This is a genomic window from Methylobacterium jeotgali, from assembly GCF_022179345.1.
GTDB lineage: Bacteria > Pseudomonadota > Alphaproteobacteria > Rhizobiales > Beijerinckiaceae > Methylobacterium > Methylobacterium jeotgali.
Genome location: NZ_BPQR01000084.1, coordinates 38,945 through 60,848 on the forward strand (window position 1 = coordinate 38,945; position 21,904 = coordinate 60,848).

The window sequence follows — 21,904 nt, forward strand, 5'->3', positions numbered from 1 at the left end:
CTCTACGTCGAGGCTGTGGCCCCGCCGCTCAAGCCGGCGAGGCCCCTTTGAAAAAGCTCGCTATAATTGTCCCGCAGCACGTGGGCCGCAATCTGGAGCATCGCCATCAGGTCGATGTCCTGGAACATCAGCGCGCCGACATTCGGCGGCTTGATCCTGGCCCAGGCCTCACCCTGCTTCCGCTCGACGACCGCAAGGCAATGGTCGAGGATGTAGTCGGTCGCCTCGTCTGAAAGGCCGCCGATCGCATCGGCGAAGACCGGCAGCGCATTAGCCCCGCCCTGATTCGCGGCGAGGCTTTGGAGCGGTCCGAGGATCGGCGCCATCCGGCGCAGGACGTGGAACTGGGTGCGGGCGTTCATGCGCCCCGAACGATAGGTCTGCCCATCGACCTCGAACTCAGCCATGGCCGCCTCAGAGGTTCAGGGAGCCGTCGCCGAGGACGCTGTCGATGTCGAGAGCGTTGAAGGCCCACTCCATCGTGCCGCCGTCCTTGGCGTTGGTGTTCGGTGGGAGCCGGACGAAGGCGCAATCCTGCGCCGAGTGCTCGTCGCCCCAGGCCGGATTCGACACCGAGATGGTGTTCTGGCCGGTGTAGGCGCTCGACGTCGACTGGAAGCGGTACATCGCCATCAGCGCGGCGTTGAGTGGGGAGTTCTTGAGGAGCCGGATGACGACACGCCCGGCGTTCGCGGCGTGCAGCGAGTGCATCCCGCCGCGGGTGGCGCCGGTGACCATGCTGGTCTTGTCGTCCGTCATCTCGACGGTGATGCCCTCGTCGGCGACGCCGCCCTCGGAGAGGATCAGGCTTCCGCCCGGGCCCGTGATCGAGCACGTGACGTCGAGAAAGCTGTAGGTAGTGCCCACGGCGCGTTACTCCGTTCAGCGGTTGGCGAGCACGGCCGAGGCGACGAAGTGCACCGCACCCGCCATCTTCAGCGCGATCTGGAAGGAGACGGACTTGCGCGCGGCGCGGTCGGCGTCGCTCTGCGACTGCACGAGCGGCGCGTAGATGTAGTAGCCGGCGCTGAGGGTATCGCCCGTCTTCAGCGAGCCGAAGCCGGGGCCGGTCCAGAGACCGGGCGCGATGAGGCCGTTGTCGACGGCTCGGGCGCAGACCTTCTTGGCGACCGCCTTGAGCAGGTCCATGCCGGCGTCGGTCTGCGGCACCTTCGTCGGGGTCTGGTAAAGCAGATTGTACCAAGCCGTCTGAAGCTCGTTCTGGAACCAGTCGAGGCCGTGGCGCTCGTCGAAATAGTCGCCGTTGATCATCTTGCCCGGGAAGAGCACCGCGGTGCCGTTCTCGACCTGCGTGAACACGTTGACGTTCTTGGCGAGCAGGGCCTGGAACTGCGACTCGCTCAGGCTTTCCGCGACGACGCCGGGCTCCTGCTTGTAGGCAAGCGTGATCGTGGTGTTCGACCCCTGGAAGTCCACGGTCGCGGCCCGGCCGAACAGCGAGGTCGCCGCGTAGGGCGAGTTCCGGGAGAACTGGACGAAGGTCTTCGACAGGCCGAGCGCCTTCAGCTGGCTCGCGAGCTCGGTCGTGTTCGTGATGTCGAGGACGTTGGCGTTCGTGGTCGTGATGCCGAACGTGTGGCTCTTGTTCAGGCCCTCGACGAGGACGGCTGCCGCGATGACGTCGGCGTCGGCCGGCGGCGTGCCGGTGGCGACCTGGATCGAGTACCAGTCGTTCGAGATGTCCGCGAAGGTGGCGATACAGGACACGAGCGACTCGGCCGCCACGCCGACGACCGGCGTCGAAGCGTCGACCGAGGTCAGATGCATGATCGGCCCGAGGTTCGTGCCCGACGGCGGCGTGCCCGCGTAGCTGACGGACGAGCCGGCGCCGGTCATCCCGCTCTGCACGTTGAAGCGCTTGAGCACCGCATCCCAGGTCACGGTGACGCCCGAGGCGACGGCGGCGATGGCCGTCTGCACGAGGTTGGCGACGGCGTTGAGGTTGAGCGCCGTCGACAGGTTGATGCCGGTGATGTCGCGCTGGGTGCCGTCGATGGTGAGGCGGAGCGCCCCGGCCGTGACGCCGGTGAAGTTCGAGAGAAGCTGTTGGCTCGTGCTGAGGGAGGCGCCGTGCAGGACGCCGGGCGCCGCGGTCTGAGCCCAGCGGCCGATGTAGAGCAGCGCTGGCTGCGGCTCCTGCGCGAAGTAGAGGTTGGCGGACTGGTACTCAGGCGCGCTCGTCCCGAAGGTCTGCGCGACCTGATCGAGGCCCGTGAAGGGGCGCAGGCGCTCGCCGACGTCGATGACGTTCGAGGGGCCGACGACGAGGCTAGCGCCGAAGTTGCGGGTCGGCGCGGCGGTCGGATTGATGGAGACGTCGACCCGGACGAAGTCGGAGACGTTGAGCCCAGTTGCCATGTTCAGGTCTCCGGAGCCTCGACCGGCGTCTCGATGATCGTCCCGCTGTCCGCGTGGACGGTGCCGACACCCTTGAGGACGTTCAGGATCGGGTAGATGCGCTCGACCCGACGGCGCAGACGGAAGATGAGATCGGCGCGGCGGCGCGTGCGGGTGTTCATGATGGAAGGCACGCGCCGGACTGGATCGACGTCGTAGAGGGCCATGCCCATCCGGGTCAGATCCTCGCGGTTCTGGGCGATGGAGAGGCCGTCGCGCATCAGGCTCGCGTAGCCGTCGCCCTTCGGGCCGTAGAAGCTCGCCAGGGCAGTGACGGTCTCATGGGCGATGAGGATTGTGCTGCCGTCGCCGGCGCTGCGGTGGATCTGTGCGGGCTGATCGTCCCGCATCGTGTCGGTGACGCCGACGGCGCACCAGGTGGTGCCGATCGACGGGATGCGCGGCCGCTCCTCGCCGAGATCGTCGTTCGGCTGCCAGCGCGCCCGGACCCAATCGCCGGGCAGGCCCGTCAGGCCCACGACGAGAGCCTGTAGCACCTGATCGAGGTCGAGGTCGGTGGCCGGCGCCGGCGATGTGGGCGCGAGGTAACCGCCGGTCGCAGAGGTGTTAGCCGAGGTAGCCATCCGGAGGCTCGGTCTCCGAGGGGTTGTTATCGGCGAGCTTGCAGAGCGCCTTCACGTACCCGTCCCCGAACTGCCAGGGCTGGGCGTTCACGACCGTGTAGGTGCCGGGCCCGCCGTTGCCCCACTGGATGCGGTCGGCGGCCCGTTCGAGGCCGCCGGTGCTGAGCGGAAAGCGGGTGTAGATCGTGATCGCGCCGTCGAGCGCGTCGCCCTCGCCGAGTTGCACGAGGTCTCGGCCACCGTCCGGGCTCACGACGCCGGTGAAGTCCTGCCAGCCGCCGACCGCGGTGACGGTCCCGTCGGCACGAGGGTCCAGAGCCGTACAGAACACCCGCAGGCTCGTGTCCTGGAAGTCCGGGTCGTCGAGGACGTCGGTGACGTCGAGGCCGGGCAGCAAGTCAGTGCACCGCCAAGAAGGAGGCCACCAAAAACAGAACCGCAAAGCCGAGTATGCCGACGAGCAAAGGATCCATCCTAGCGCCCCTTCCCGCGGATCACGTAGGTGTAGGCGGCCCGCAGCGCCCCAGTGTCGGTCAGCGGCTTCTCGCCCTTGCGGCCGCGAGCCCTGCGCCGCGCCAGGGTGCGGGGCGAGAGCGGTACGAAGGGACCTTCGGTGATCTTGGCGCGGATCGCGTTCTGCGCGAGGAGGCCGACCGTGTGATAGGCCTTGGTGACCGCGCCGCTGTCCCCGTCGATCGCCGCCGTGCCCGCGGTCCTGAGCCGCGAAACGGCCTGAGGCAGGACCGCCTGCACCCCCGGCAGAAGGTGCGGCCGCGCCGGGATGTTGCGCTCGGGCAGGCCGAACTCCATCGCGTATCCGATGGTCGCGTTGTTCGGTGGCTGCGGCTCGCCGGCCTCGGCCGCACGGTCGGCGGTCTCTGCAGGGATGCCGACAAGGAGCTTGGTCTTCACGAGATCGGCGACTGCGGACAGGACGGCCTCGGTGCGATCCTTCTTGACGACGAGGGGCATCAGACGAACCGTCGTCCGAAGCGCACGGCGAGCACCGCCGGATGGACGCTGTAGCGCGGCCCCGTCGCCATGGACCGGAGCAAGCCGTAGAGGCGCTGTCCGTATGGCGTCGCATTGTAGGGCCCGGCGCCGGCATAGGCCGTCAGCGAGACGTCCATGCTCTTGGAGACGCCCCCGACCGATTTCGACGTTACCGGCGCCAGGGATAGCCCGGCCGCCCCGCCGACGCCGGCATTGGCCGCGCGCGCCGACAGGACGATGTTGTGCGCGACGAAGAGCAGGACAGCGAGAGTGTAAGACGCGCCGAGACGCGTCTCACTGTAGAGCTTCGTCGCCTGCTGAAGCCAGAAGTCGATCTGGGTCTGCGGATAGACCGTCTCGTTGCCGAACTCCGGAAAGGCCGCGACGAGATCCGCTCTGGTGATCGCCACGGCCCTTAACTCCTCAGACCCGTGCGGGACGGCCAGGGCGACGCGGCGCGGAAGGGTTGTCGCCGACCTGCGAGCGCGGGCTGTCGTCATTCGGCTCGTCGCTGTTGGCGGCCATGGCGTCGGAGCTGAGCGGCGCCTCCTCGGTCTCGCCGCTGCCCTCGCCCGCGAGCTTGTTGTTGGCGCGGTCCTTCGTCAGGCGCTCCAGCGCCGGCTCGTGGCCGAACTCGATCTCCCCGGGCTCGTAATCGTCGTCGACCTCGCGGACGAGGCCATTGGCGAGCCAGTCGTGGTCCGGGTTGCCTTTCTTCCAGGCCGCGAAGGCTTCCGCGTCGACGCTGGCCACGGTATCCTGACCTGGATGGCCCGCGCCCGGCACGGTGAAGGCGACCGGCGCGGGGCCGACGCCGGGGCGCTCCGGATCGGCCGGCGGCCCGATGAGCGAGACGGCCATCGGCAGGCGGCTCGCGATCTTGATCATCTTGCGCTCGGCCATGGCTACTTCTCCGCCGTCTTGATGGATCGGAACTCGGTGGGAAGGTCGCGCGGATTGACCGGCTCCATCCCGCAGAGGCCTGCCTTGCCCTCACGGGCCATGCCCCGGGCCCGGTCGTCGCTCGACGCGGCGAAGATGAAGCCCTTCTTGACCGCATCGAGCTCGCGGTTCTGCGCGAGCCATCGATCAAAGAAGTCGCGGTCGACGCCGGGCGTCAGGCCGTAGCCGCCGGCGTGCGGGGCGAACTCGACCTCCTCGGACGGGTTCACCGGCCGCGCGCTGCCGGCAACGGTGATCGCCCTGCCGGTGCGCACGGCGATCTCGTACTCGCGGTAGCCGCCGCCCATGACGGGCTCGGACCGCTTCACCATGGTCTGCTCCTGCAGGACGAGGCCGTGCGGGAGCTTGCATGCGACGGTGACGGTGCCGGGCATCGCTCAGACCCCCACCATCTGGGCGCAGGCGAGCGGGTAGCGGATGATCGCTCCCCAGCTGCCCGCCGTCTTCTTCTGCGCGTAGGCGGAGAGGTTGCGCACGATGCCATGGTCGCGCAGCTTCTCGTTGAAGGCGCAGTACCCCACGTCCTTGCCGTCGAACGACCTCGCCCAGAGCTGCACGACCTCGCCCGCCACCGTGGAGTAGCGGTAGGAGGTCTCGACCTCGAGGTTCGGGAAGTTCTTCTTGATGAGGTCCGCGACGCCGACGCCGAACGAGTTGACGGCGGTGAGGCCCATCTGCGCACTCGGAGAGAGAGCCAGGATGAGCGGGTCGCTCATCTTCACGCGGCCGGCCGTCTGCGCGACGATCTTGGAGAACAGCGCCTGGAAGTCGGCGTAGACCTCGTTCGCGGTCGCGACGACGGCGCCGTTGTTGACCCACTTCACGCCGCCGGCGGCCTTGGTGCTCGGGGTGAGCGCGGCCGAGAGCGACGGATCGTTGAGCAGGCCGTAGTTCTGCAGGCCCGCCACGCCGAAGTGGTAGGTGTAGTCCTGGAACTTGTCGAGCGTCGACGCCGCCGAGGTCTGAAGCTCCGCGACCCAGTTGAGGCGCGCGAGGCCGGCCCGCTCGATCTGCAGGTCGCCGTACTCGATGATGGTCTGGAAGAGGTACGACTGGCGCTGCGGCCAGGCGGCGTTGACGTTGGAGACGCCGTTCGCGTTCCAATCGCCGTAGGACGACACCTCGCCCGTGTTCTCGATCACCGAGAAGAACGTGGTCTGGGTCGTCCAGTCGCCCTGCTTGCGCTCGCCGAGGATGTTGGCGCCCTCGTTCGGCGACTGCAGGATGCGCACGACCTCGGGGTCGACGTACTGCGTCAGGAACGAGGGGATGCCGGCGTTGGGCGCCGTGACCAGCGTCGGCTGGGCATCCATCGCGAGCTCGAAGTTGTGGCGGAACTGGCTGGGGAGCCAGTCCTGCGCCATCATGTGGATGCCCCACTCGGTCTCGAGCCGGGCGCGGTCGGCCTGGAAAGTCATGATAGGCTCCTGCTGCCCGGGTTACGGAACGGTGTTGGAGATCTTGATGAGCTCGCCCGCGGCGCCGGCCGTATGGGCGTACCACTTGGTCTCTGTGCTGCCGGAGACGGTGGCGCCGGCCGCGGCGAACGAGACCGAGCCGTTGGTGTTGTTGGCGAAGGCCTTCATGCCCTTCGTCACGGCGCCCGCTCCGGCGTTCTTGGCGAAGAAGTCGCCGCCGCTGAACATCTCGCCGACGTACTTCCCGCCGGGAATGGTCATCCCGTACTCGGCGCTCTGCACGTAGAAGTCGGCGTTGAGCTCGCGGTGCACGAAGCAGGTCGGCGCGCCGGTGCCCGTGTTGGCGAGGATCGTGCCCGTGGACGAATCCGCCCAGGCGAAGAGACCGACCGTGAGGCCGGCGGCCGCAGCGACGAAGCCGCCCGGGACGGAGAGCGCCGAGTGGCGCGGATTGGCGGAGGCGAAGTCGCCGGCAACGGCGGGCGCCTGCGTGGTGTAGACCTGGGTCTGGAAAGGCATGGCTCGCCCTCTCTCACTTCAGCCGGTTGGCGTGGGGGAAGCGGGCCGCGTAGTCCTCGGCCTGCTTGGCATCCTGCGCGATCGGGGTGGCCGGACGACGCGGGGCGTCGCCGACCTTCGGCTGCATCGAGAGGATGGTCGGGAAGGCGGACGGGTGAACGTCCGCGACGTCGACGCCGAGGGACGTCAGCGCGGTGCGGTAGACGGCATCGGCGCTGTCGTGCGCCATGGCGAGATCGCCGACGTAGGGGCGGACCGCGCGCTCGGCGTCGCGGATCTGCTGCTGGGCGCGATTGGCGGCCTCGGTCGCCTCCTTGGCCGCCACACGAATGGCGGAGTCCATGGCCTGACGGGTGACGAACTTGCTCGTATCCATCGCAGGCGGCGGCGGCGTCTCACCGGCGAGCATCGCCTTGATCTTCGCCATATCCTCCTCGCTGAGCTTGCCGGAAAGGAAGGCCATCACCTCCTCCTCGGTGGCGTCACGGGCGCCCTCGGGCTCGTCGGGCTCGTCGGTGCCGCCCAGCTCCTCAACGACCTCCGGCACCTCCTCCGGCAGGATGGCCGCCAGCGCCTCGACCACCTCGCCGACATCCTCGAGGCTGGCATCCTGCGCGAGCTTGCCGGTCGTGACCTTCTTGAGGTCGTGGAGCAGCTTGCCCTGGCGCGCCTTGAAGTTCTGCGCGGTGAGGCCGGCGACGACGCCGGTGAGATCGATCTTGGCGTCCTCGGCGAGCTTGGGACGAAGGTAGATGGCGAGCGCGCCCTGCGTGGTCGCACCGGCCCGCGTCAGGGCAGACTTGGCCATGATGAAGTTCTCCAGTGAGTCGCCGACCACGACATCGGGTCCGGCGCGGCCTTCGCGGACGAGGGCGACGTGGTTGCCCACGATGTCCCGCATCACGCCGTCGAACCGGACACCCTCGTAGGTGCCGGGCGTCATGTCGGCGCGGTAGCGGTAGGCGCTCGACAGTTGCTTCTGGGAGCCGTCCTCGATCGTGCGGATGGCCGGCCCGGACCAGCACGACAGGTCGGCTTCGAGGTAGGGGGCGTTCCATGTCGCGTTCGACAGCGCGCCGACCGTGCCCGCGTGGTCGTGGTCCTCGGCGCTGACCGGCTTGTGATTGAACAGGAGGGGCTTGCCGTTGAAGCTGGCGGCGGCCTTCGCAAGCTCCTCGGGATCGCGGAGCAGGTAGTAGATCTCGTCGGCGTCAAGGCCGAGGCGATCGGCGTCGGGAATCTCGCGGCCCACGTAGGGGCAGACCATCGCCTTGGAGATGCGGGTCTGGCGGACGTGGAGGTGCCCGTCGGCATCGAAGGCCCGCGCCGAGGCGTAGTCGAAGGCGATGGTCGCAGTGGCGTTCGTCTCGGGCATGGCGCCTCAGTCCGGCACCACCACCTCGGGGTAGCACCGACAGTTCCAGATCCCGCCAGGCAGCGCCCGGTGGCCGGGGTCGCATTCGGGCGGATCGTCCCAGCGGAAGGTCTTGCCGTTGAGCTTTCGGTGGGTGGCGCGGACATCGGTGTCGCCGGCCGTGCGCCAGATGAAGTGCGTCGAGCCGACGTGCTCGGCCCGAGCCTTGGTCAGTTCGGTCGCCGTCCGGCTGACCTCGGTGCGCGCGATCAGCATGGCCCGGCTACGCGAGACGTTGCCGGTCTCCATGATGTCGGTCGCGATCTCGGCCGCCCGGCGCCCCTCGGAGATGCCCTCGGTCACGAGGCGTTGAACGCGCTCGGCGGCCTCCAGGGGGAGCGACTTGATCAGCGTGACCTGCCGCTCGAGGGAGGCGCGCAGCGCATCCCCGGTCGGCGCGGTCTCAATCTCCTGCCTCAGGTTGCGGCCCATCTCGGCGGAGAGCTTCCGCCAGGACGTCGTGTCGTGCGCTGCGACCTCCGCGACCATGCGGGCGCCGACCGCGCGGGCCCATGGGTCGAGGATCTCGGCGTAGCGTCGCAGCGCCGTCTGTATCGGTCCCAACGCACCGAGCACATCGGTCAGGTCGAACTCGCGGACGATGTCCCCGACGTGTCGGGCGATCTTCCGCAGCCGCCGTGCGTACTGCTGCTCAAGGCGCTTGGCGCGCCGGAAGATCGATCGGGGGGAAGGGCCTTTGCGCCGGCCGCCGCCCGTAAACGTGCTGGCCTCGTCGAATGCGGCGTCGAGGCGGGCGTGATAGTTCACTCCGCCGCCTCGAGACTCGGCCGCTCTCCGGGCTCCGGCGGCTCGGGCATTTCCGTCGAGAGGCCCGGCGGCCCGACATCGATGCTGAGGTCGAGCCCCTGATAGGGCGTGTCCTTGGCCGTCGCGATGCGCTTGCGCTCGTCTTCCGGCAGCAGCACGCCGCTGTCGATGTAGGTCTGGGCCGTGCGCGCCTCGAGGTCGCGCACCTCGGCGGCCTCCTTCGCGTCCATCGACCAGAGCGGCTCGAACTCGTAGCCGATGTCGGGGTCGACGTCGCCGAACTCGTTCAGCTGGACGATGTCGATCACGGTGCGGAGGTGCGGCCCGTAGAACCGCTCCTGGAACGAGTGGATCGAGTCGTAGAACGTCCTGATCTCGCCCTCGGAGGACGCGTTCAGCCCGGCCGGCGAGATGCCGAGAAGCTTGATAAGCGGCACGCCAGAGACGGCCGCCATGTGCTCCTGCGTCTGAGCCTGAAGCGTGTCGAGCGTGCCGAGCGGCGTCGAGACGTTGAAGAACTCCTCCGCCGCCTCCGTGCCGACGGCCTTGTTCAGCACCATCGTGTTCCGGTTGTCCCGGAGGTTCGTGAACAGGTCGATCCGACGGAAGAAGGCGTCGCCGCTATCGTCACCGCCGCCCGTCAGCATCGCCGCCATGTCGATCTTCACACCGGAGGTCGAGAAGGACGAGATCAGGTCCGCGACGCTCGCCCGGGTTCGCAACCAGTTGTCGACGTAGGGCTTGGCCATCTGCGACATCGAGAGGCCGCCGAAGGAGTAGGCCGGCTTCAACAGGTCCGGCACCTCGCGACCGACGAAGGTCAGCAGCCGGGTCGCATGGACCGGCCTTCCCTGCACGTACCAGAGCGCGGGCTTGTACCAGTCCGCCGCGAGAGGGTTCGTCGTGTTGTAGCCCGAGGGGTAGCACCAGACCGCCTCAACGGTCTTGAAGCCCTTCAGCTTGCCCTTTCCGACCTTCGCCGCGCTCGCACTGTCGCGGCCGGCACCGATGGACGTCTGCGCCTCGATCGGCTCATCGCCGCCTTCGAGGTCGACGTAGAGGTGAGCACGCCCGAAGAACCCGTCCTGTTCCGCGATCTCACGAAACGCATCCCGCACGCCGAAGCGGTCGAGGGCAGCGTTGATCGCCGAGATGCGTTCCGACTTGTCCTCCTCGCCCGAGGCCGTGACCCGAATCCACTTCCGCACCATCTCGGTGGCGATGATCTCGGAGATCTTGCGGTACTCGGGACGCTGGGCGAGCTCCGCGAGATAGGGGTAGCCGAGGAAGTACAGGCCCTCGCCGACCTGCCCGTTGGGATAGGCTCCGTTCGTCCAGCCCAGGCTATCCACGACCTGCTCGTCCATGGCCAGGGATGCGCCGGCCGGGGCGACGCCTGCAGGATGCCTGGCCGGCAGGAATGGATTGACCGGCGCCGCCTTGGGAACCCGCGAGCGGGCGACCGCGGCCAGCGGCACCTTGAGGCCCGGCAGCGACGCGGTCTTGCCGACGGGCTCGGCCGCAGGGGATGGCCTGCGACCGCCGCGAAACCAGTCGAAGAGCCTCACCGCCGCCGACCGCCCATCGCCGCGCGCTGGAGAACGGCGTCGTTGATGGCAAGAGGGCGTCGCGCGTTCGCCAGCTCGTCGAAGGCTCGTGACATGGCGTCGACCTGATCCTTGAACGTGCCGTTCGGGAAGTTCGACACCTCTTCGAGGAAGGCGTCCTGCCAAGCCCCGTCGCCGACGAGGAAGATGTTGCCCGCCTCGGCCTGCGCCGATACCGGCTCCGCCCGGGTGACCTTGTCGCCACTCTCGGGCGTCGCACGAGCCGTGAACCCGGCGAGCTGGCGCACGAGGTACTGGGCTTGGCTCTTGCCGGCCTGTCCGGGATCCTGGGGGAGCGAAACCCGGCAGGCTCGGCCATCCTGCTGGGCTGTGTTGAGGATCAGGCGCTCGACGCCGCCGGGCGAGAGCCGGTCGCGGCGCACGTCCGCGATGTAGAGCGTTCCGTCCGTAGCGCGGCCCATCTTCAGGCCGGCCGTGTAGGCAGGCTCCGTGCCGGGCCGCTGCTCGGAAGCCGCCAGGTCCCAGGCGCGAACCCAGATGCACCCGGCCGGGGCCGCTCGAACCTTGCTGAACCAGTGAGGCTTGAACAGGCCGCCCTCTCTCGGAGCCGGCCGCTGTTGATACTGCCCCGCATAGGCGTAGGAGCCCATGTCGCGTTTCAGCTTCTCGACCGTCTCGCGCGGAAAGCGCACGGGGTCCAGAAGCTCTCCGTCCTGGCTGCGGGGGTCCGAGAAGCCGATGCGGGTCCGGCACCGTCGCTCGGCCTCGAACTCCATCGGCAAGCAAAGATGCACATACTCCATCCCGAGCTTCAGGATGGTGCCCGACACGTCTTCCTCGTGCAGCCGCTGCATCACGACGACGATCGCGGATCGCTCCTGATCATTCAGCCGGTTCGTCGCGCCCTCTCGAAATCGGCGCGTCGTCGTCGCTCGCTCGGCAGGGCTCTCCGCAGTTTCCGTCGAGTGCGGATCGTCGATGATCAGGCGATCGCCGCGCTGAGATGTCAGGGAGCCGAAGGCCACGCCCTCACGGGTGCCCGTGCCACTGTTCGCAAAGGACGTTTCGCCGGCGCGGGTCAAGGCGACCTCCGGCCAAAGCGCCCGATACCAGTCCGACAGCATGAGATCGCGGCACTTCCGAGTGTCGCGCTTGACTGGGCCGTCGTTGAAGGCGGTCGTGAGATAGCGGAGCGAGTGGAGGCCGAGCGGACCCCATTCCCAAGCCTGCCACAACACGCTGACGATCAGCGACTTCGATGAGCCCGGCGGAACGTTGATGAGGACGCGGTTCAGGCGCCCATCGGTGATGGCCTCGAGGTGCTCGCAGACGGCATCGAGATGCCAGTTCCATACGAGCACCGCGTTGGGCTCCAGGACGTGCCACGCTTCCCGAACAAACCCCGAAAGGCGCTGACACCGGGCTCGAATTCGCTCGGCATCGTGCGCGACGCGACGGGCCTCGGCGTCACTCGCTCTCTTCCGCCTCTCCGCCCTCACCTGGGCCAGAAGCCCCGTCGGATCCGGCAATTGCAGCGAGGACAGGTTCGAGAGCGGCGAGTTGATCATCGGACAACTTGCTCAGGTCAACGACCTGGATCGGCCCCCCGTTGGGGCCTGTATGTTGATGGGCAATCTTGTCGCTGTACTTTTTCGGATCCGACTTGCCCATCAGCCATTTCCTGGCATCGATCATCAGCCGAGCGCGCGCGGCATCTTCGGGATGTCTTTCGTCGGCGATTTCGACGATTTCATCCGCCCAGCTGTCTGCTTGATCCTCGCGCGCGCGCGTGTAGTGGGTGCGAAAATCTTCGTGCAGGCGGAGCCAGCGTAAGACTGTGACCTTGTCCGGCATGCCCTCGTCGCGGCAGATCCCGCGCAAGGTCTCTCCCCCGGCAATGCGCTCGCAGATCGTGTCGGCGATCTCTTGGGTGTATGTCGACTTCGCCACGCTACTCGCCCGTGCGGGCCTTCACCGACTTCGGAGCGACGGGCACCTCGGTCTGAACGGGAACAGCCGGCAGCCCCGCGATGGCGACGGCCACGTGCTTCAGCGGATCGAGGCTCGCGAGCAGGTTGGAGACGGACGCGCGAAGCTCCGCCTCTCGACCATCGAACGCGGCCTTACCGCGATGGTCGTGCGCCGACACGAGGGCGTCGAGCTTCGCCAGCACGTCATCGCGCGAGCGGTCGAGGCCGGCGAGAAGGCTGTCGAAGGTCGTGTGCAGGGCTTGGGTCATCTTTTCGTCCAGTCGTATTCGCCGCGCTCGAATGCAATCATGAAAATTTCGGTCACCAATTCATAGACTTGGTCGTGTAACCCGCGCTCTGAGAGTTCGCGAGCGAGACAGCGCATTTCATTTAGCGATGCTCGCTCCAGCACTAGATCTGGCTGGTCTTCACTGTCGTAGGGCATCACGAGCGGTGGTCGGCCTTGAAGGCCTCGAGCATCACGCCGACCGCCTGGATCGTCCGGCGGTCTTCCCGCGGAACCACTGCGATGATGACGCGCAAGGCCAGAACGACGATGAGCCGTCGAAGCTCGTAAACGGTGCTGTGCCAGACGCCGGAAGCGGTCATGACGCTCACGCCGCCTTCGTGACCTGCTTCAGGTCCGAGACTAGGGTGTTGAGGTCGAAGCCTTCGAGGCTGCGGCCGTTCGTCAGGGACTCGGCGGTGACGTAGGCCACGGCCTCGTCTGCGTACTTGCGCAGGAAGGCCGGGGTCATCGCCTGAAGCTTGCCCCAGGTCACGCAGACCGGATTGCCCTCGCGCACGGCCATCAGGGGCACGTAGTGCCCGCCATAGATGCGGGCGCCACGGACGACATCCCAGGCCTTGCCCTCGTCGAACTGGCGCATGGCGCTCGTGGGGAAGCGGAGGCCGAGGCCGACGAAGCCGAACAGGTAGAGCGCCTGGACGATCTGCTGCGGCTTCTTCGGGTCGAGGGCGAGGTAGGCGATGACCTGGTGGCGGACGCCGTTGGCGTCGACCACGCCGGTCTTGCGGCGGTAGGAGGCCGCGACCTGCATGTCGGTGCCCTGGTCGGCGTCGGGCCGGGACGGATCGAAGCCCGTGACCGCGGAGTAGTCCGAGAGCACGCACTGGTCGGTGAAGGAGACAACCCGACCGCCCATGACGTTGGCAAGCATGGTCTCGTGGGCCGCGCCTGCCCAGACACAATCGCCGTAGTCCGCGTTGCCGAGCATGCCCCAGGGCGCGGTTTCGAGAGCCTCGTGCCCGAAATTGTCCGGGTCGGCCGGCATCGGGAGCTTCTTCGCCTTGGCGTACTTGGCGAAGGCGAGCTGGATCGCGCCGGGGCGAGCCGGCTTCTTCCCGAGTTTCATGGAGCGATCCTGTCGAGGGCGAGCATGGCGCCCCGCCTATCGAGGGTCCTGCACGCCAAGCTCTTTCAGCAGATAGGGTAACAATTCGGCTGTCTGACGCAGCCGGTACTCAAGATCATCTGGCACGCCCCGATGTCCCGGATGACCAAAGATCCCAACAAAGCCTTCGCTACCCGCTTTCGCACGCGCCTCCGCCAGATACGCCTCTTCGCCGATCTCAGCGATACGAGCGCTCTGAGCTTCGTAGCGGTCCCAAGCTCGGCCATGCAGATCGGCCTCACGTGCTCGCCAAGCCTTGTAAACGAGATCGTACGTCGCGAGGTCTGGGTTGTCGGAGGTCATGGCGCCTCGCAGGGGATCGTCGATGCGGGCCGGGCTTGATACCGGCTAGGGGCATGTACTGGCTCAGGCCTTTTCGGGCGCACCTAGGATTGCGGGAAGCACTACCTAGCCCCGTGAATATCCCGCTGGCGATTGCTGCGTGTCCTTCCACGCCGCCGCATCGATCTCGAAAATCTGAGGGTCGTCAGGTCTGGACGGAATCCGATCAAAGAGGCGATCGGTTCTCCCCGTCGCCAGGATCGGCAGGGCGCACCCTCGAAGGAGCGCAGCACACACATCCGGTCGTCCTGGGTGCCATAGATTCAGAACGGATCAGCAGAGTCAAGCGGTGATGCCCATAGCGATCTCAATCGCCTCGGACTTGCAACGATCCCACGTATCCGCGACTTGCTGCACAGCCGTGATGTATACTTGTCCCCGTCCCGGTGGAGGTATGGCTGGGCCGAAGAGGATCCGCCAGATAACTTTCTGACGACGTTTGACCTGTCGGTAACGAGCCTTCGTTGAAGCTGAGACCGAGCGTCAGTGTTTCGCACAGATGATCTCCGTGCAGGGCGGAAACCGATCGGCTCGTGCGGTGCACTTACAATAGGGCACGATGCACGGAATGCGTCCCAGTCTTGACATCAAGCGCGCTCCAACTGATGCGGCTCAAAGCGCACAGGCGTTGGCCGACCGAAGATATCGACGTCAGCCTGGATGTGGCCGGTCTTCAGAAGCTCTGTGACCATCGCGTAGAACGAGGCGAAGGGGCCGTCGGCGACACGCATCGTCTCCCCGACCCGGTAGAGCGAGGCCGCCTGCATCCGCTCGGACTTGACGTTGCCCGAGAACGCATCGGCGATGGCCTGCATGACACCATGCGGGATGCGCAGCGGCCCGTCGATGCCGAGGATGGCGGCGACGTGCTGGCACCGACGCATGAGGCGCAGGTCGGCCTCGTCGGGCTTCGGTGCGGGCTGGCCGGAAATCGAATCGGGGTTTCCGGCTTCGGTCGAAGTCCCAACGAACAGGTAGCCCGGGAACAGGTGAAGCACGCAGTCGACCTTGCGGCCGCGCCGAATGATGGTCGACTCGTAGACAGGCATCCAGACATCGAGCCCGTCCTCGCGAAGCGCCTTCTCGGCATGGCGGTCTGCCTCGCCCAGCGCCTCGTAGGTCGGGGCGGCGATGTCCCAGGTCGCCACGACGAACCAGGCGCGATCCGGGTCGATGATGCGGCGTTCGCCGAAGCGGATGTGCTGGCGCTTCCCTCGGGTCCGGCTCATGGGCTCAGGCCTCTCTGACGCGGCGGGTCAGGCGATCCGCGTTGCGCTCGCCGATGGAGCCCTCGCCCCAGACGAGGGGCAGGTGCTCGTCGCACCAGGAGCCGTGCAGGTTCGAGCGGCTGATGCGGGTGGGGCGGCCGCAGAAGCGGTGCGCGTCCGACGGGGCGTTGTGCGGGGTGCAGGCGAAGCGGCACTGGCCCTGGCGTAAAGCGGGCAGCGGCCAATCGCCATCGGCCGGCAGGTGGACTAGTTTGGCCCCGCGGGCGGAAGACTCGTCGACTGCCTCCGGTTTTCTCTGCATGTTCTGCTGCTTAGCGGGCGGGCGAGCTGGCCGACTTTCAGCTTCGTCGCCCGTCGCCGGCGGCACGCGCTCGGCACCACCCTCCCCAGCAGCGGGGGGAGGCATGGCGAGACGTAGCGCCGCGACGGCCTTAGCGCGCTGGCGCTCGAACAGCCGGGCGATCGACGAGGGGGCGGTGGCGCGGCGGGCCATCACGCCGCCTCACCGATCAGCAGCCGGGACGGGACCTTGCAGCTCGGCTGGCCGGGCGGCGGACCGAACACGGCCTCGATCCAGTCCGACGGGTTGGCGCGGTGGCGGGCGACCATCTTGCGGATCGTCTCCTCGGCCCAGCGGCCATGCGGTGCCATGTCGACCATTTCGGCTTCCAGCGTCGGCGCGGCGGCCTTGGCGGGCAGGCCCTGAGAGGTCCGGGATTCGCGCTGGATCCGGACCCGCTCGGCGACGGCGTTGGCCAACGTGCCCCATGTCCGGATCGGGACGCGCCGGCTGGCGACGAGGTCGAGGATGGCCGGGACGATCTCGGCCTCGAGGTCGAGGCCGTCGTGCTCGAGCTTCACCATGGGACCGACCACGAAGTCGTTCACCCAGTCCCGTGGCAACTCGCGCCGGCACCGGGCCTCGACCCGGTCGAAGTTCGCCCTCGAGTTCCAGGCAGGCGGCGGCTCGGCCGCGGCTGTCTGCGGTTCGCGAGGTACAGGTTCACAGGCTGCTGCCGGTATATTCTCTTTCTTCTTCCTTTCCCCTTCTACTTCTATTGGTGAACGTAACGGTCTGCGTGTGTCGGCCGTGACGGAGACGTTACGATCTTCGTGACGGACACCGTTACGGCTCTCATCACGTTGGACGTTACGTGCCTCGTGACGTTCCTCGTTACGGACGCCCGTTTCGTTGATTTTGCTCGCCTTTTTGCCGCCAGACGGCGGGGTCGTGCCGCCCTCGTCCCGAGCATGTCGGGCGCGCGTCGCCGCGGCAGTCCTGTCCTTGCGCTGATCCTTCGCCTTCGCGGCTCGAAGCACATCCTCGCACAGGACCTGATGATAGTACCTCCCATCCGAGCACAGAACGAAGCCCCGCAGGGCCATTGCCTTGACCTTCTTCCAGCGCCCGGCGGCGCCGGAGAACGCCGCGAGGAGGCGGTCGTTGTTGGGCAGCGAGCCGGCGGGCTTCTGCTTCCAGGCGTGCCCCCAGAGCGCGACCGCAGCCTTGAACTCCTCGCCTGTCGAGAGTGCCCAGAGCTCGGAGTGGAACAGGCGGTCGGTGTGGAGCAGGAAGCCGTTGATCCCGTCGACATCGATGTCGTGCGGCACCAGCGGCGCCGGCAGATCGGATTGGGCGGTCATACGGGCCCCCTGGCGTGCTGAGCGATGGATGAGGCGGCCACGTCGCACCACAGGTTCAGCGTGGTGCAGGGCCCGGCCCGGTTCTTCCCGAGGATGATCTCAAGGGAGTGCTTGGTATCGAGCAGGCGGGTAGCGAGCTCGTCGTCGCCACCGGCCTTGATCTTCTGCTCGAGGTAGTAGGCCTCGCGGTAGAGGAAGAGGACGGTGTCTGCGTCCTGCTCAAGCTCACCGGAGTCGCGGAGATCCGGGAGCACGGGTCTCTTGTCCTGCCGCCCCTGCGCCTCGGTCTGGCGCGAGAGCTGGACGAGCAGCACGACGCAGATGTCCTCATCCTTGGCCAGTTGCTTGAGCGTGCCGGTGATCTCGCCGATCTCTAGGTTGCGGTTGCCACTGTAGCGGTCCGAGACCTTCATGAACTTGAGGTGGTCGATGAACACGACCCCGAGCTTCACGTTGGATTCCGCGAGTCGCTTCTTCTCGGCCCGGACGGCGAACAGGATCTCGGCGACCGAGGCGCCCGAGCGGCAGTCGACCTGCAGATGCAGCTTCGAGAGGCGCTGCTCGGCGTCCGCAAGGCGCCAGTCGTCCTCATCATCCGTGTGGCCGGCCATGATCTGGCCGTAGGAGAGAGGGCGATTGTGCAGGTAGCTGAGATCCGCGAGGTAGCGGGCCCACTGCTGGTCCTTGGTCACCTCAAGCTGGAAGACGAGCACGCCATCGTTCCGGGCCGAGCGGCGCGACATCGACGTCATCGCGACCGTCTTGCCCATCCCCGGTCTGGCGCCGAGCAGCCACAACTGGCCTCGCTGAAAGCCGCCTTGCGTCACACGGTCGAGATCGGGAATCCCCGATGAGATGGCGGTGCTACCGACGGTGCCGGCCTTGATGCCCTTGATGCGGTCGAGCAGCCACCGTCCGCCGGTCGCGGCCGAGAGGCTGGTTCGCTTGTCGTCCGGCGCTTTGGCGCGCGTGACGAGCAGGTCGGCCATCACGTCCTCAATGAGCGAACCGCTGGCAGTCTCGATGCCGCCGTGGCGGGCCCGCTGCACGAGGTCCTCGCCGATCACGACGAGCTCGCGCTTCATCGCGAAGTCGCGCACGATCTTGGCGTAGCCCGTGGCCTGGACGGTGGTGGCGGTGTTGAAGATCTGGGCGAGGTACTGCATCGCCGACACGCCCATGATCTCCGGCTTCGGCAGGTAGCCCTTGACCGTCATCGGCACGGCGTCGACGCCCTGGGCGATCAGGCTCGCGATCGTCGCGAAGATCTCCTGATGCTCACCGAAGAAGAAGTGCTCGGCCTTCACCGAAGCCGCGATCTCGGCCATGCCGGCGTTACGCTGCATGAGAGCACCGAGAAGCGACTGCTCGACCTCGATGTTGTGCGGCGGCGCTTCAGCATCGGGCTGGGCCTGCTGGCGGAAGGGGACGACGGCGCTGCTCATCCGAGCATCTCCCGGCGGTGCTTCTCCGACAGGCCGGCGCGGCGCATGAAGTCGTCGAAGGCGCGCACGGCCGCGGCCATGTCGACGATGTTGCCCGAGGCCTGCGCCTGCTTCAGCGCGGCGGCATAGGCCTCGAAGGAGGCGCCGGCTCGGGCGTCGCGCGCTTGCTGAAGGTCGACTACGGCCACGGCGGTCACTCCGCGGCCTGGAGGGGTGAGGCGTCGAAGCGACCGGCCTCGTGACCCCAGGACATCCATCCCGGCCGGCTCTCGCGCGAGAACAGGTCGGCGCGGCGCAGCGCGTCAGGCGCCAGCGCCTCGGCGGCGGCGTAGGCGGCGTCGGGCTTGCGCGAATGCTCACGGGTCGGGGCCATGATCACGGTGCGCACGGCGCGCCCCGCCCGGGGCCGTCCGAACTTGCCGATCAGGAAGGGCTCGGAGGCCGAGCGCAGGACGTAGCCGGTGCCGAAGGCGAGCTTGCCGCCCGAGGTGGTCTTCACCCAAGCGCCGGCGGTCGTGAAGGTGAAGCCCCAGGCCGCCATGACCTCGAGCGCCTGCGGCAGCATGGGGTTCGTGGCCCAGAGCCAGAGGAAGGCGTCGCCGCGGGCGAGCTGCGCGACGGGCATCGCCTTGATCGCGTCGAGCGACATGCAGGCGTACTGCGCCTGCGGGCTCTTCCGCTCGCCGCGCGCCGACCGCAGGGCGAAAGACCACGGCGGGTCGGCCATGATGATGTCGAAGCCGAGCGGCGGCAGCGGTGCGAAGGGCCATGTCATGCCGCCCTCCGCCGATCTGCGATCATTCGCTCGGGCAGAAGCGAGAAGCCTCGCGCGAGCCGCGGTGCGAGCTCGGTCCCGTCCGGATGCCACCGACGCTCGCAGGCAGCCCAGGCCTCGGCCCTGTCGAGCATCTGGGCGTAGGTACCGGTGGCGATGACCGCGCCGTCTTCGAGGAGCACCCACGTCACCGGAATGCCTGCGAGCGAGTGAAGACCAGTTGCTGGGTGTCGAGCGGCATCTCGTCGAGCACCCGCATTGCGTGCGGGATCAGCCGCTCGTCCTGCAGGGCGGCGAACACGACGGCAGCGGCCTTCGTCTCGGCGGGAGGGAGGACGGCGCGGATGTCGTTCAGGCCCTGGCGCTGACGCTCGGGCCCACGGGCGGCGCGGAAGGCCGGATGCCGCTCAAAGATCGACGGATGTGTCATGCCGCCCTCGGTGTGCCGAGGACGCCGAGCTTGAAGCGCTCAGCATAGCGGGGGGCTCGTTCGTGTACCGTAGCCGCCCACAGTCCAAGGGCATCGGCCGCGTTGTCGTCGCGGGGCGACCAGCCCTGGCGCTGAGCCGCGGCGATCATCGCGGCCTTGTCGGCGTTGCCGTGTCCAGCGAAGAACTTCTTGACGCTCTGCAGGTGGTGCTCGGCGCAGCGGATGTCGCGCAGCCGGCAGCAGAACTCGGTGTGCCACGCAAGCCCCATCAGCTTACGGGCGGTGGCGGGCGTGGTCTTGCCCGCCAGGATCGGCGCCTCGAACACGATCAGCGCCGGGCTCTCCAGCGTGATCATGTCGAGAAGCCACTCGTTGTAGGCCTGGGCGAAGCGGCCGATGTCCTCGCCCGTGGCGGGCAGCACCTTGGTGCCGTAGCTCGGCTCCCCATCGGGCGAGCCACAGGCCCATCCCAACCGGGTTGCCAGATCAAGCGCGAGGATCTTCGGCAGCGCCATGGCTCAGTGCACCGCCGGGTCGAGCTGCTTGATGCCGCCGCGAAGCGCCTTGCTGTTGCGATCGGCCGCTTCGTCGTCGGCCTGGGCCTTCGCAGTCTGCCCGGCGCGCCGCTTGGCCTCGTCACCCTCGTCATCAGCGAACAGGTCGGCCTGCGGGTTGAGGTCGAGCTTCTCGCGGTAGTCGTCGAGTGACCGCAGGAAGTCGTCTCGCTTGTCCTGCTCCATGCGCTTCAGCGACAGCACGAGCTTGAACGCCTTGCGGTTGATGCCGTGGGTCTCCTCGGCATCCTTGACCGCAGCGCCGAGCTCGCCGCGGGCCTCATCCATGTCGGCTTTCATGCCATCGCACCTGGCGATGAGGCTCTTCAGAACCTCGGGGTGCACGCCCGCCTGCTTCTTCGCCTTGGCGTCCTTCAGCTTCTCAGCCATGTCGGCTCCTCGTCTGTCGCGCGGGATCGCCCCGCGTGGGCGGGCCGCTCAGGGCCAGGAAGAGTGGACAGCCGGAAGCTGCGGCTCGCGGCGTGGCACGCGAGGCTCGACGGGCTCGGAGGCGATCTCGACGCAGGCCGCGACGTGCGCCTCCTGCGTCAGGCGGCAGAGGTGGCCTAGCGCGACGTCATCAAGATCGACGTCGAGTTCCGGCACGCCGGCCCGCTCCACCTTGAAGGCGGCGCCCTTCCCGATCCGGGTCAGGATCATGACGGCGACCTGAACGCCCTCGGCGTCGAAGATCGTGAGGCCGTCCACTCGAAGCTCGACGCGTCCGCTCATCGGTGCCCCCAGTCTTCGAGCTCGGGGTCTAGGGCGCGGGCCCGCTCGTCGAGCCACCGCGAGGCGGTGAGCACCGGGACCGACAGGCTGCCGATCCAGAGCAGGCCGATGGACAGGCCGCGCAGGGCCGTGGCCGCGCCTCGAGCAAGACGCACCCGCATCATGGCCGCCCCTCCCGAAGAACCTTGAGCTGCTGACTGAGTGCCGCAGCCTGACGCTCAAGACGCGCCTGCTGGCAGACGCGCGCAGCCTCTTGCAGCGATGCAGGCGAAGCGTCGGGCGAGACGAAGACGAACAGTTCGGGCCCGTAGGCTTCGATGAGCCGGTGGTAGGCGGTGCCGGACGGCGAGGACGCGCGTTCCAGCCACTTCGAGACCGTCTTGGCCGAGATCCCGGTATCGGCCTCGACGTTGGCGGCGGTCTTCGCCGGATGGATTCCGCGCAGGAACTCGCCGATCCGCTCTGCGAAAGTTTGGGGTTCGATCACCCCAAGCTGTCGCAGGACTTCCCCAGACTTTCGCATGTCGCTCCTCGATGCTGTGAACATCGAGGAGCGATTTGCAGAGGAGGGCATCGCGGATGAGGTCATGCCGCGACTCCGAGGTGAACGACGCGACCACCGACAGCTTGCCGGCGGGGGTGGACGCGACGGAAGAAAAGAGCCGAGGCGAGACGCCCCGGCAGTCGGGTCAGCGAGGTAAACCGACTCGCTGCCGGGCTGAA

Annotated in this window: 33 protein-coding genes; all 33 read right to left on the reverse strand. The window is 67.7% G+C overall.

What is annotated here, in order from left to right; translation table 11 throughout:
- Positions 1-2: 2 nt before the first annotated feature.
- Complete coding sequence (locus tag MFF04_RS20050) at positions 3-407, reverse strand: phage tail assembly chaperone (RefSeq protein ID WP_238278496.1); 405 nt, start codon at positions 405-407, stop codon at positions 3-5.
- A gap of 7 nt (positions 408-414) precedes the next feature.
- Positions 415-867 carry a tail tube family protein gene (locus MFF04_RS20055; protein WP_238278498.1) on the reverse strand — a complete coding sequence of 151 codons (453 nt, stop codon included), beginning with the start codon at positions 865-867 and terminating at the stop codon, positions 415-417.
- 15 nt (positions 868-882) lie between these two features.
- A complete protein-coding gene (locus MFF04_RS20060) occupies positions 883-2,379 on the reverse strand; it encodes a DUF3383 domain-containing protein (protein WP_238278500.1) in 1,497 nt (498 codons plus the stop codon).
- Between the two features lie 2 nt (positions 2,380-2,381).
- Positions 2,382-3,002: a phage neck terminator protein gene (locus MFF04_RS20065; protein WP_238278502.1), complete on the reverse strand. Its 621-nt coding sequence runs from the start codon at positions 3,000-3,002 to the stop codon at positions 2,382-2,384.
- Positions 2,986-3,399, reverse strand: a complete 414-nt coding sequence (locus tag MFF04_RS20070; protein WP_238278504.1) for a hypothetical protein — start codon at positions 3,397-3,399, stop codon at positions 2,986-2,988. The genes MFF04_RS20065 and MFF04_RS20070 overlap by 17 nt, the downstream gene beginning before the upstream one ends.
- 77 nt (positions 3,400-3,476) lie before the next feature.
- Positions 3,477-3,974 carry a hypothetical protein gene (locus MFF04_RS20075; RefSeq protein WP_238278506.1) on the reverse strand — a complete coding sequence of 166 codons (498 nt, stop codon included), beginning with the start codon at positions 3,972-3,974 and terminating at the stop codon, positions 3,477-3,479.
- Complete coding sequence (locus MFF04_RS20080) at positions 3,974-4,405, reverse strand: DUF4054 domain-containing protein (protein ID WP_238278507.1); 432 nt, start codon at positions 4,403-4,405, stop codon at positions 3,974-3,976. The genes MFF04_RS20075 and MFF04_RS20080 overlap by 1 nt, the downstream gene beginning before the upstream one ends.
- Before the next feature lie 13 nt (positions 4,406-4,418).
- Positions 4,419-4,898: a prolipoprotein diacylglyceryl transferase gene (locus MFF04_RS20085; RefSeq protein WP_238278509.1), complete on the reverse strand. Its 480-nt coding sequence runs from the start codon at positions 4,896-4,898 to the stop codon at positions 4,419-4,421.
- Between the two features lie 2 nt (positions 4,899-4,900).
- Positions 4,901-5,332, reverse strand: coding sequence for a hypothetical protein (locus MFF04_RS20090; RefSeq protein WP_238278511.1), 432 nt, complete (start codon positions 5,330-5,332; stop codon positions 4,901-4,903).
- A gap of 3 nt (positions 5,333-5,335) precedes the next feature.
- On the reverse strand, positions 5,336-6,376 hold the full coding sequence (locus tag MFF04_RS20095) for a major capsid family protein (protein ID WP_238278513.1): 1,041 nt from the start codon (positions 6,374-6,376) through the stop codon (positions 5,336-5,338).
- A gap of 21 nt (positions 6,377-6,397) precedes the next feature.
- Complete coding sequence (locus MFF04_RS20100; RefSeq protein ID WP_238278515.1) at positions 6,398-6,895, reverse strand: structural cement protein Gp24; 498 nt, start codon at positions 6,893-6,895, stop codon at positions 6,398-6,400.
- A 13-nt stretch (positions 6,896-6,908) separates the two neighbouring features.
- On the reverse strand, positions 6,909-8,270 hold the full coding sequence (locus MFF04_RS20105) for a DUF2213 domain-containing protein (RefSeq protein WP_238278517.1): 1,362 nt from the start codon (positions 8,268-8,270) through the stop codon (positions 6,909-6,911).
- Between the two features lie 6 nt (positions 8,271-8,276).
- Positions 8,277-9,077, reverse strand: coding sequence for a phage head morphogenesis protein (locus MFF04_RS20110; RefSeq protein ID WP_238278519.1), 801 nt, complete (start codon positions 9,075-9,077; stop codon positions 8,277-8,279).
- The gene (locus MFF04_RS20115) at positions 9,074-10,645 is read right to left on the reverse strand and encodes a DUF1073 domain-containing protein (protein ID WP_238278521.1); all 1,572 of its coding nucleotides are present in this window, start codon (positions 10,643-10,645) and stop codon (positions 9,074-9,076) included. Before MFF04_RS20115 ends, MFF04_RS20110 begins: the two co-directional genes overlap by 4 nt.
- On the reverse strand, positions 10,642-12,213 hold the full coding sequence (gene terL, locus MFF04_RS20120; RefSeq protein ID WP_238278523.1) for a phage terminase large subunit: 1,572 nt from the start codon (positions 12,211-12,213) through the stop codon (positions 10,642-10,644). Before terL ends, MFF04_RS20115 begins: the two co-directional genes overlap by 4 nt.
- Positions 12,113-12,595 (reverse strand): terminase small subunit-like protein, encoded by a 483-nt coding sequence (locus MFF04_RS20125; RefSeq protein ID WP_238278525.1) that lies wholly within the window; start codon positions 12,593-12,595, stop codon positions 12,113-12,115. Before MFF04_RS20125 ends, terL begins: the two co-directional genes overlap by 101 nt.
- A gap of 1 nt (position 12,596) precedes the next feature.
- On the reverse strand, positions 12,597-12,884 hold the full coding sequence (locus MFF04_RS20130) for a hypothetical protein (protein WP_238278527.1): 288 nt from the start codon (positions 12,882-12,884) through the stop codon (positions 12,597-12,599).
- Positions 12,881-13,060, reverse strand: a complete 180-nt coding sequence (locus MFF04_RS20135; protein WP_238278528.1) for a hypothetical protein — start codon at positions 13,058-13,060, stop codon at positions 12,881-12,883. The genes MFF04_RS20130 and MFF04_RS20135 overlap by 4 nt, the downstream gene beginning before the upstream one ends.
- Positions 13,060-13,233 (reverse strand): hypothetical protein, encoded by a 174-nt coding sequence (locus tag MFF04_RS20140; protein ID WP_164144419.1) that lies wholly within the window; start codon positions 13,231-13,233, stop codon positions 13,060-13,062. The genes MFF04_RS20135 and MFF04_RS20140 overlap by 1 nt, the downstream gene beginning before the upstream one ends.
- A complete protein-coding gene (locus MFF04_RS20145; protein ID WP_238278531.1) occupies positions 13,230-13,991 on the reverse strand; it encodes a hypothetical protein in 762 nt (253 codons plus the stop codon). Before MFF04_RS20145 ends, MFF04_RS20140 begins: the two co-directional genes overlap by 4 nt.
- Positions 13,992-14,027: 36 nt before the next feature.
- Complete coding sequence (locus MFF04_RS20150; protein WP_238278533.1) at positions 14,028-14,333, reverse strand: hypothetical protein; 306 nt, start codon at positions 14,331-14,333, stop codon at positions 14,028-14,030.
- Positions 14,334-14,959: 626 nt separating this feature from the next.
- The gene (gene nusG, locus MFF04_RS20155; protein WP_238278535.1) at positions 14,960-15,520 is read right to left on the reverse strand and encodes a transcription termination/antitermination protein NusG; all 561 of its coding nucleotides are present in this window, start codon (positions 15,518-15,520) and stop codon (positions 14,960-14,962) included.
- An 85-nt stretch (positions 15,521-15,605) separates the two neighbouring features.
- Positions 15,606-16,094, reverse strand: a complete 489-nt coding sequence (locus MFF04_RS20160) for a hypothetical protein (RefSeq protein ID WP_238278537.1) — start codon at positions 16,092-16,094, stop codon at positions 15,606-15,608.
- Entirely contained in the window at positions 16,094-17,245 is a 1,152-nt protein-coding gene (locus tag MFF04_RS20165) for a DUF1376 domain-containing protein (protein WP_238278539.1), read from the reverse strand. Before MFF04_RS20165 ends, MFF04_RS20160 begins: the two co-directional genes overlap by 1 nt.
- Positions 17,242-18,690 (reverse strand): replicative DNA helicase, encoded by a 1,449-nt coding sequence (locus MFF04_RS20170; protein ID WP_238278540.1) that lies wholly within the window; start codon positions 18,688-18,690, stop codon positions 17,242-17,244. Before MFF04_RS20170 ends, MFF04_RS20165 begins: the two co-directional genes overlap by 4 nt.
- Entirely contained in the window at positions 18,687-18,878 is a 192-nt protein-coding gene (locus tag MFF04_RS20175; RefSeq protein ID WP_238278542.1) for a hypothetical protein, read from the reverse strand. The genes MFF04_RS20170 and MFF04_RS20175 overlap by 4 nt, the downstream gene beginning before the upstream one ends.
- Before the next feature lie 5 nt (positions 18,879-18,883).
- A complete protein-coding gene (locus MFF04_RS20180) occupies positions 18,884-19,465 on the reverse strand; it encodes an MT-A70 family methyltransferase (protein ID WP_238278544.1) in 582 nt (193 codons plus the stop codon).
- A gap of 187 nt (positions 19,466-19,652) precedes the next feature.
- Complete coding sequence (locus tag MFF04_RS20185; RefSeq protein WP_238278546.1) at positions 19,653-19,895, reverse strand: hypothetical protein; 243 nt, start codon at positions 19,893-19,895, stop codon at positions 19,653-19,655.
- The gene (locus MFF04_RS20190; protein WP_238278548.1) at positions 19,892-20,410 is read right to left on the reverse strand and encodes a hypothetical protein; all 519 of its coding nucleotides are present in this window, start codon (positions 20,408-20,410) and stop codon (positions 19,892-19,894) included. The genes MFF04_RS20185 and MFF04_RS20190 overlap by 4 nt, the downstream gene beginning before the upstream one ends.
- Before the next feature lie 3 nt (positions 20,411-20,413).
- Entirely contained in the window at positions 20,414-20,839 is a 426-nt protein-coding gene (locus tag MFF04_RS20195; protein WP_238278550.1) for a hypothetical protein, read from the reverse strand.
- A gap of 48 nt (positions 20,840-20,887) precedes the next feature.
- Positions 20,888-21,181, reverse strand: coding sequence for a hypothetical protein (locus MFF04_RS21975; protein ID WP_283206394.1), 294 nt, complete (start codon positions 21,179-21,181; stop codon positions 20,888-20,890).
- Entirely contained in the window at positions 21,178-21,345 is a 168-nt protein-coding gene (locus tag MFF04_RS20200; protein WP_283206395.1) for a hypothetical protein, read from the reverse strand. Before MFF04_RS20200 ends, MFF04_RS21975 begins: the two co-directional genes overlap by 4 nt.
- On the reverse strand, positions 21,342-21,770 hold the full coding sequence (locus tag MFF04_RS20205; protein WP_238278552.1) for a hypothetical protein: 429 nt from the start codon (positions 21,768-21,770) through the stop codon (positions 21,342-21,344). Before MFF04_RS20205 ends, MFF04_RS20200 begins: the two co-directional genes overlap by 4 nt.
- Positions 21,771-21,904: the final 134 nt, after the last annotated feature.

Coding starts and splice junctions, on each gene's coding strand:
- MFF04_RS21975 (WP_283206394.1), bottom strand. CDS start 21,181: ATGAGCGGACGCGTCGAGCTTCGAGTGGACGGCCTCACGATCTTCGAC.
- MFF04_RS20185 (WP_238278546.1), bottom strand. CDS start 19,895: ATGACACATCCGTCGATCTTTGAGCGGCATCCGGCCTTCCGCGCCGCC.
- MFF04_RS20190 (WP_238278548.1), bottom strand. CDS start 20,410: ATGGCGCTGCCGAAGATCCTCGCGCTTGATCTGGCAACCCGGTTGGGA.
- MFF04_RS20200 (WP_283206395.1), bottom strand. CDS start 21,345: ATGATGCGGGTGCGTCTTGCTCGAGGCGCGGCCACGGCCCTGCGCGGC.
- MFF04_RS20145 (WP_238278531.1), bottom strand. CDS start 13,991: ATGAAACTCGGGAAGAAGCCGGCTCGCCCCGGCGCGATCCAGCTCGCC.
- MFF04_RS20050 (WP_238278496.1), bottom strand. CDS start 407: ATGGCTGAGTTCGAGGTCGATGGGCAGACCTATCGTTCGGGGCGCATG.
- MFF04_RS20105 (WP_238278517.1), bottom strand. CDS start 8,270: ATGCCCGAGACGAACGCCACTGCGACCATCGCCTTCGACTACGCCTCG.
- MFF04_RS20170 (WP_238278540.1), bottom strand. CDS start 18,690: ATGAGCAGCGCCGTCGTCCCCTTCCGCCAGCAGGCCCAGCCCGATGCT.
- MFF04_RS20135 (WP_238278528.1), bottom strand. CDS start 13,060: ATGCCCTACGACAGTGAAGACCAGCCAGATCTAGTGCTGGAGCGAGCA.
- MFF04_RS20205 (WP_238278552.1), bottom strand. CDS start 21,770: ATGACCTCATCCGCGATGCCCTCCTCTGCAAATCGCTCCTCGATGTTC.
- MFF04_RS20075 (WP_238278506.1), bottom strand. CDS start 3,974: ATGCCCCTCGTCGTCAAGAAGGATCGCACCGAGGCCGTCCTGTCCGCA.
- terL (WP_238278523.1), bottom strand. CDS start 12,213: ATGATCAACTCGCCGCTCTCGAACCTGTCCTCGCTGCAATTGCCGGAT.
- MFF04_RS20130 (WP_238278527.1), bottom strand. CDS start 12,884: ATGACCCAAGCCCTGCACACGACCTTCGACAGCCTTCTCGCCGGCCTC.
- MFF04_RS20160 (WP_238278537.1), bottom strand. CDS start 16,094: ATGGCCCGCCGCGCCACCGCCCCCTCGTCGATCGCCCGGCTGTTCGAG.
- MFF04_RS20060 (WP_238278500.1), bottom strand. CDS start 2,379: ATGGCAACTGGGCTCAACGTCTCCGACTTCGTCCGGGTCGACGTCTCC.
- MFF04_RS20180 (WP_238278544.1), bottom strand. CDS start 19,465: ATGACATGGCCCTTCGCACCGCTGCCGCCGCTCGGCTTCGACATCATC.
- MFF04_RS20100 (WP_238278515.1), bottom strand. CDS start 6,895: ATGCCTTTCCAGACCCAGGTCTACACCACGCAGGCGCCCGCCGTTGCC.
- MFF04_RS20085 (WP_238278509.1), bottom strand. CDS start 4,898: ATGGCCGAGCGCAAGATGATCAAGATCGCGAGCCGCCTGCCGATGGCC.
- MFF04_RS20165 (WP_238278539.1), bottom strand. CDS start 17,245: ATGACCGCCCAATCCGATCTGCCGGCGCCGCTGGTGCCGCACGACATC.
- MFF04_RS20065 (WP_238278502.1), bottom strand. CDS start 3,002: ATGGCTACCTCGGCTAACACCTCTGCGACCGGCGGTTACCTCGCGCCC.
- MFF04_RS20195 (WP_238278550.1), bottom strand. CDS start 20,839: ATGGCTGAGAAGCTGAAGGACGCCAAGGCGAAGAAGCAGGCGGGCGTG.
- MFF04_RS20090 (WP_238278511.1), bottom strand. CDS start 5,332: ATGCCCGGCACCGTCACCGTCGCATGCAAGCTCCCGCACGGCCTCGTC.
- MFF04_RS20095 (WP_238278513.1), bottom strand. CDS start 6,376: ATGACTTTCCAGGCCGACCGCGCCCGGCTCGAGACCGAGTGGGGCATC.
- MFF04_RS20150 (WP_238278533.1), bottom strand. CDS start 14,333: ATGACCTCCGACAACCCAGACCTCGCGACGTACGATCTCGTTTACAAG.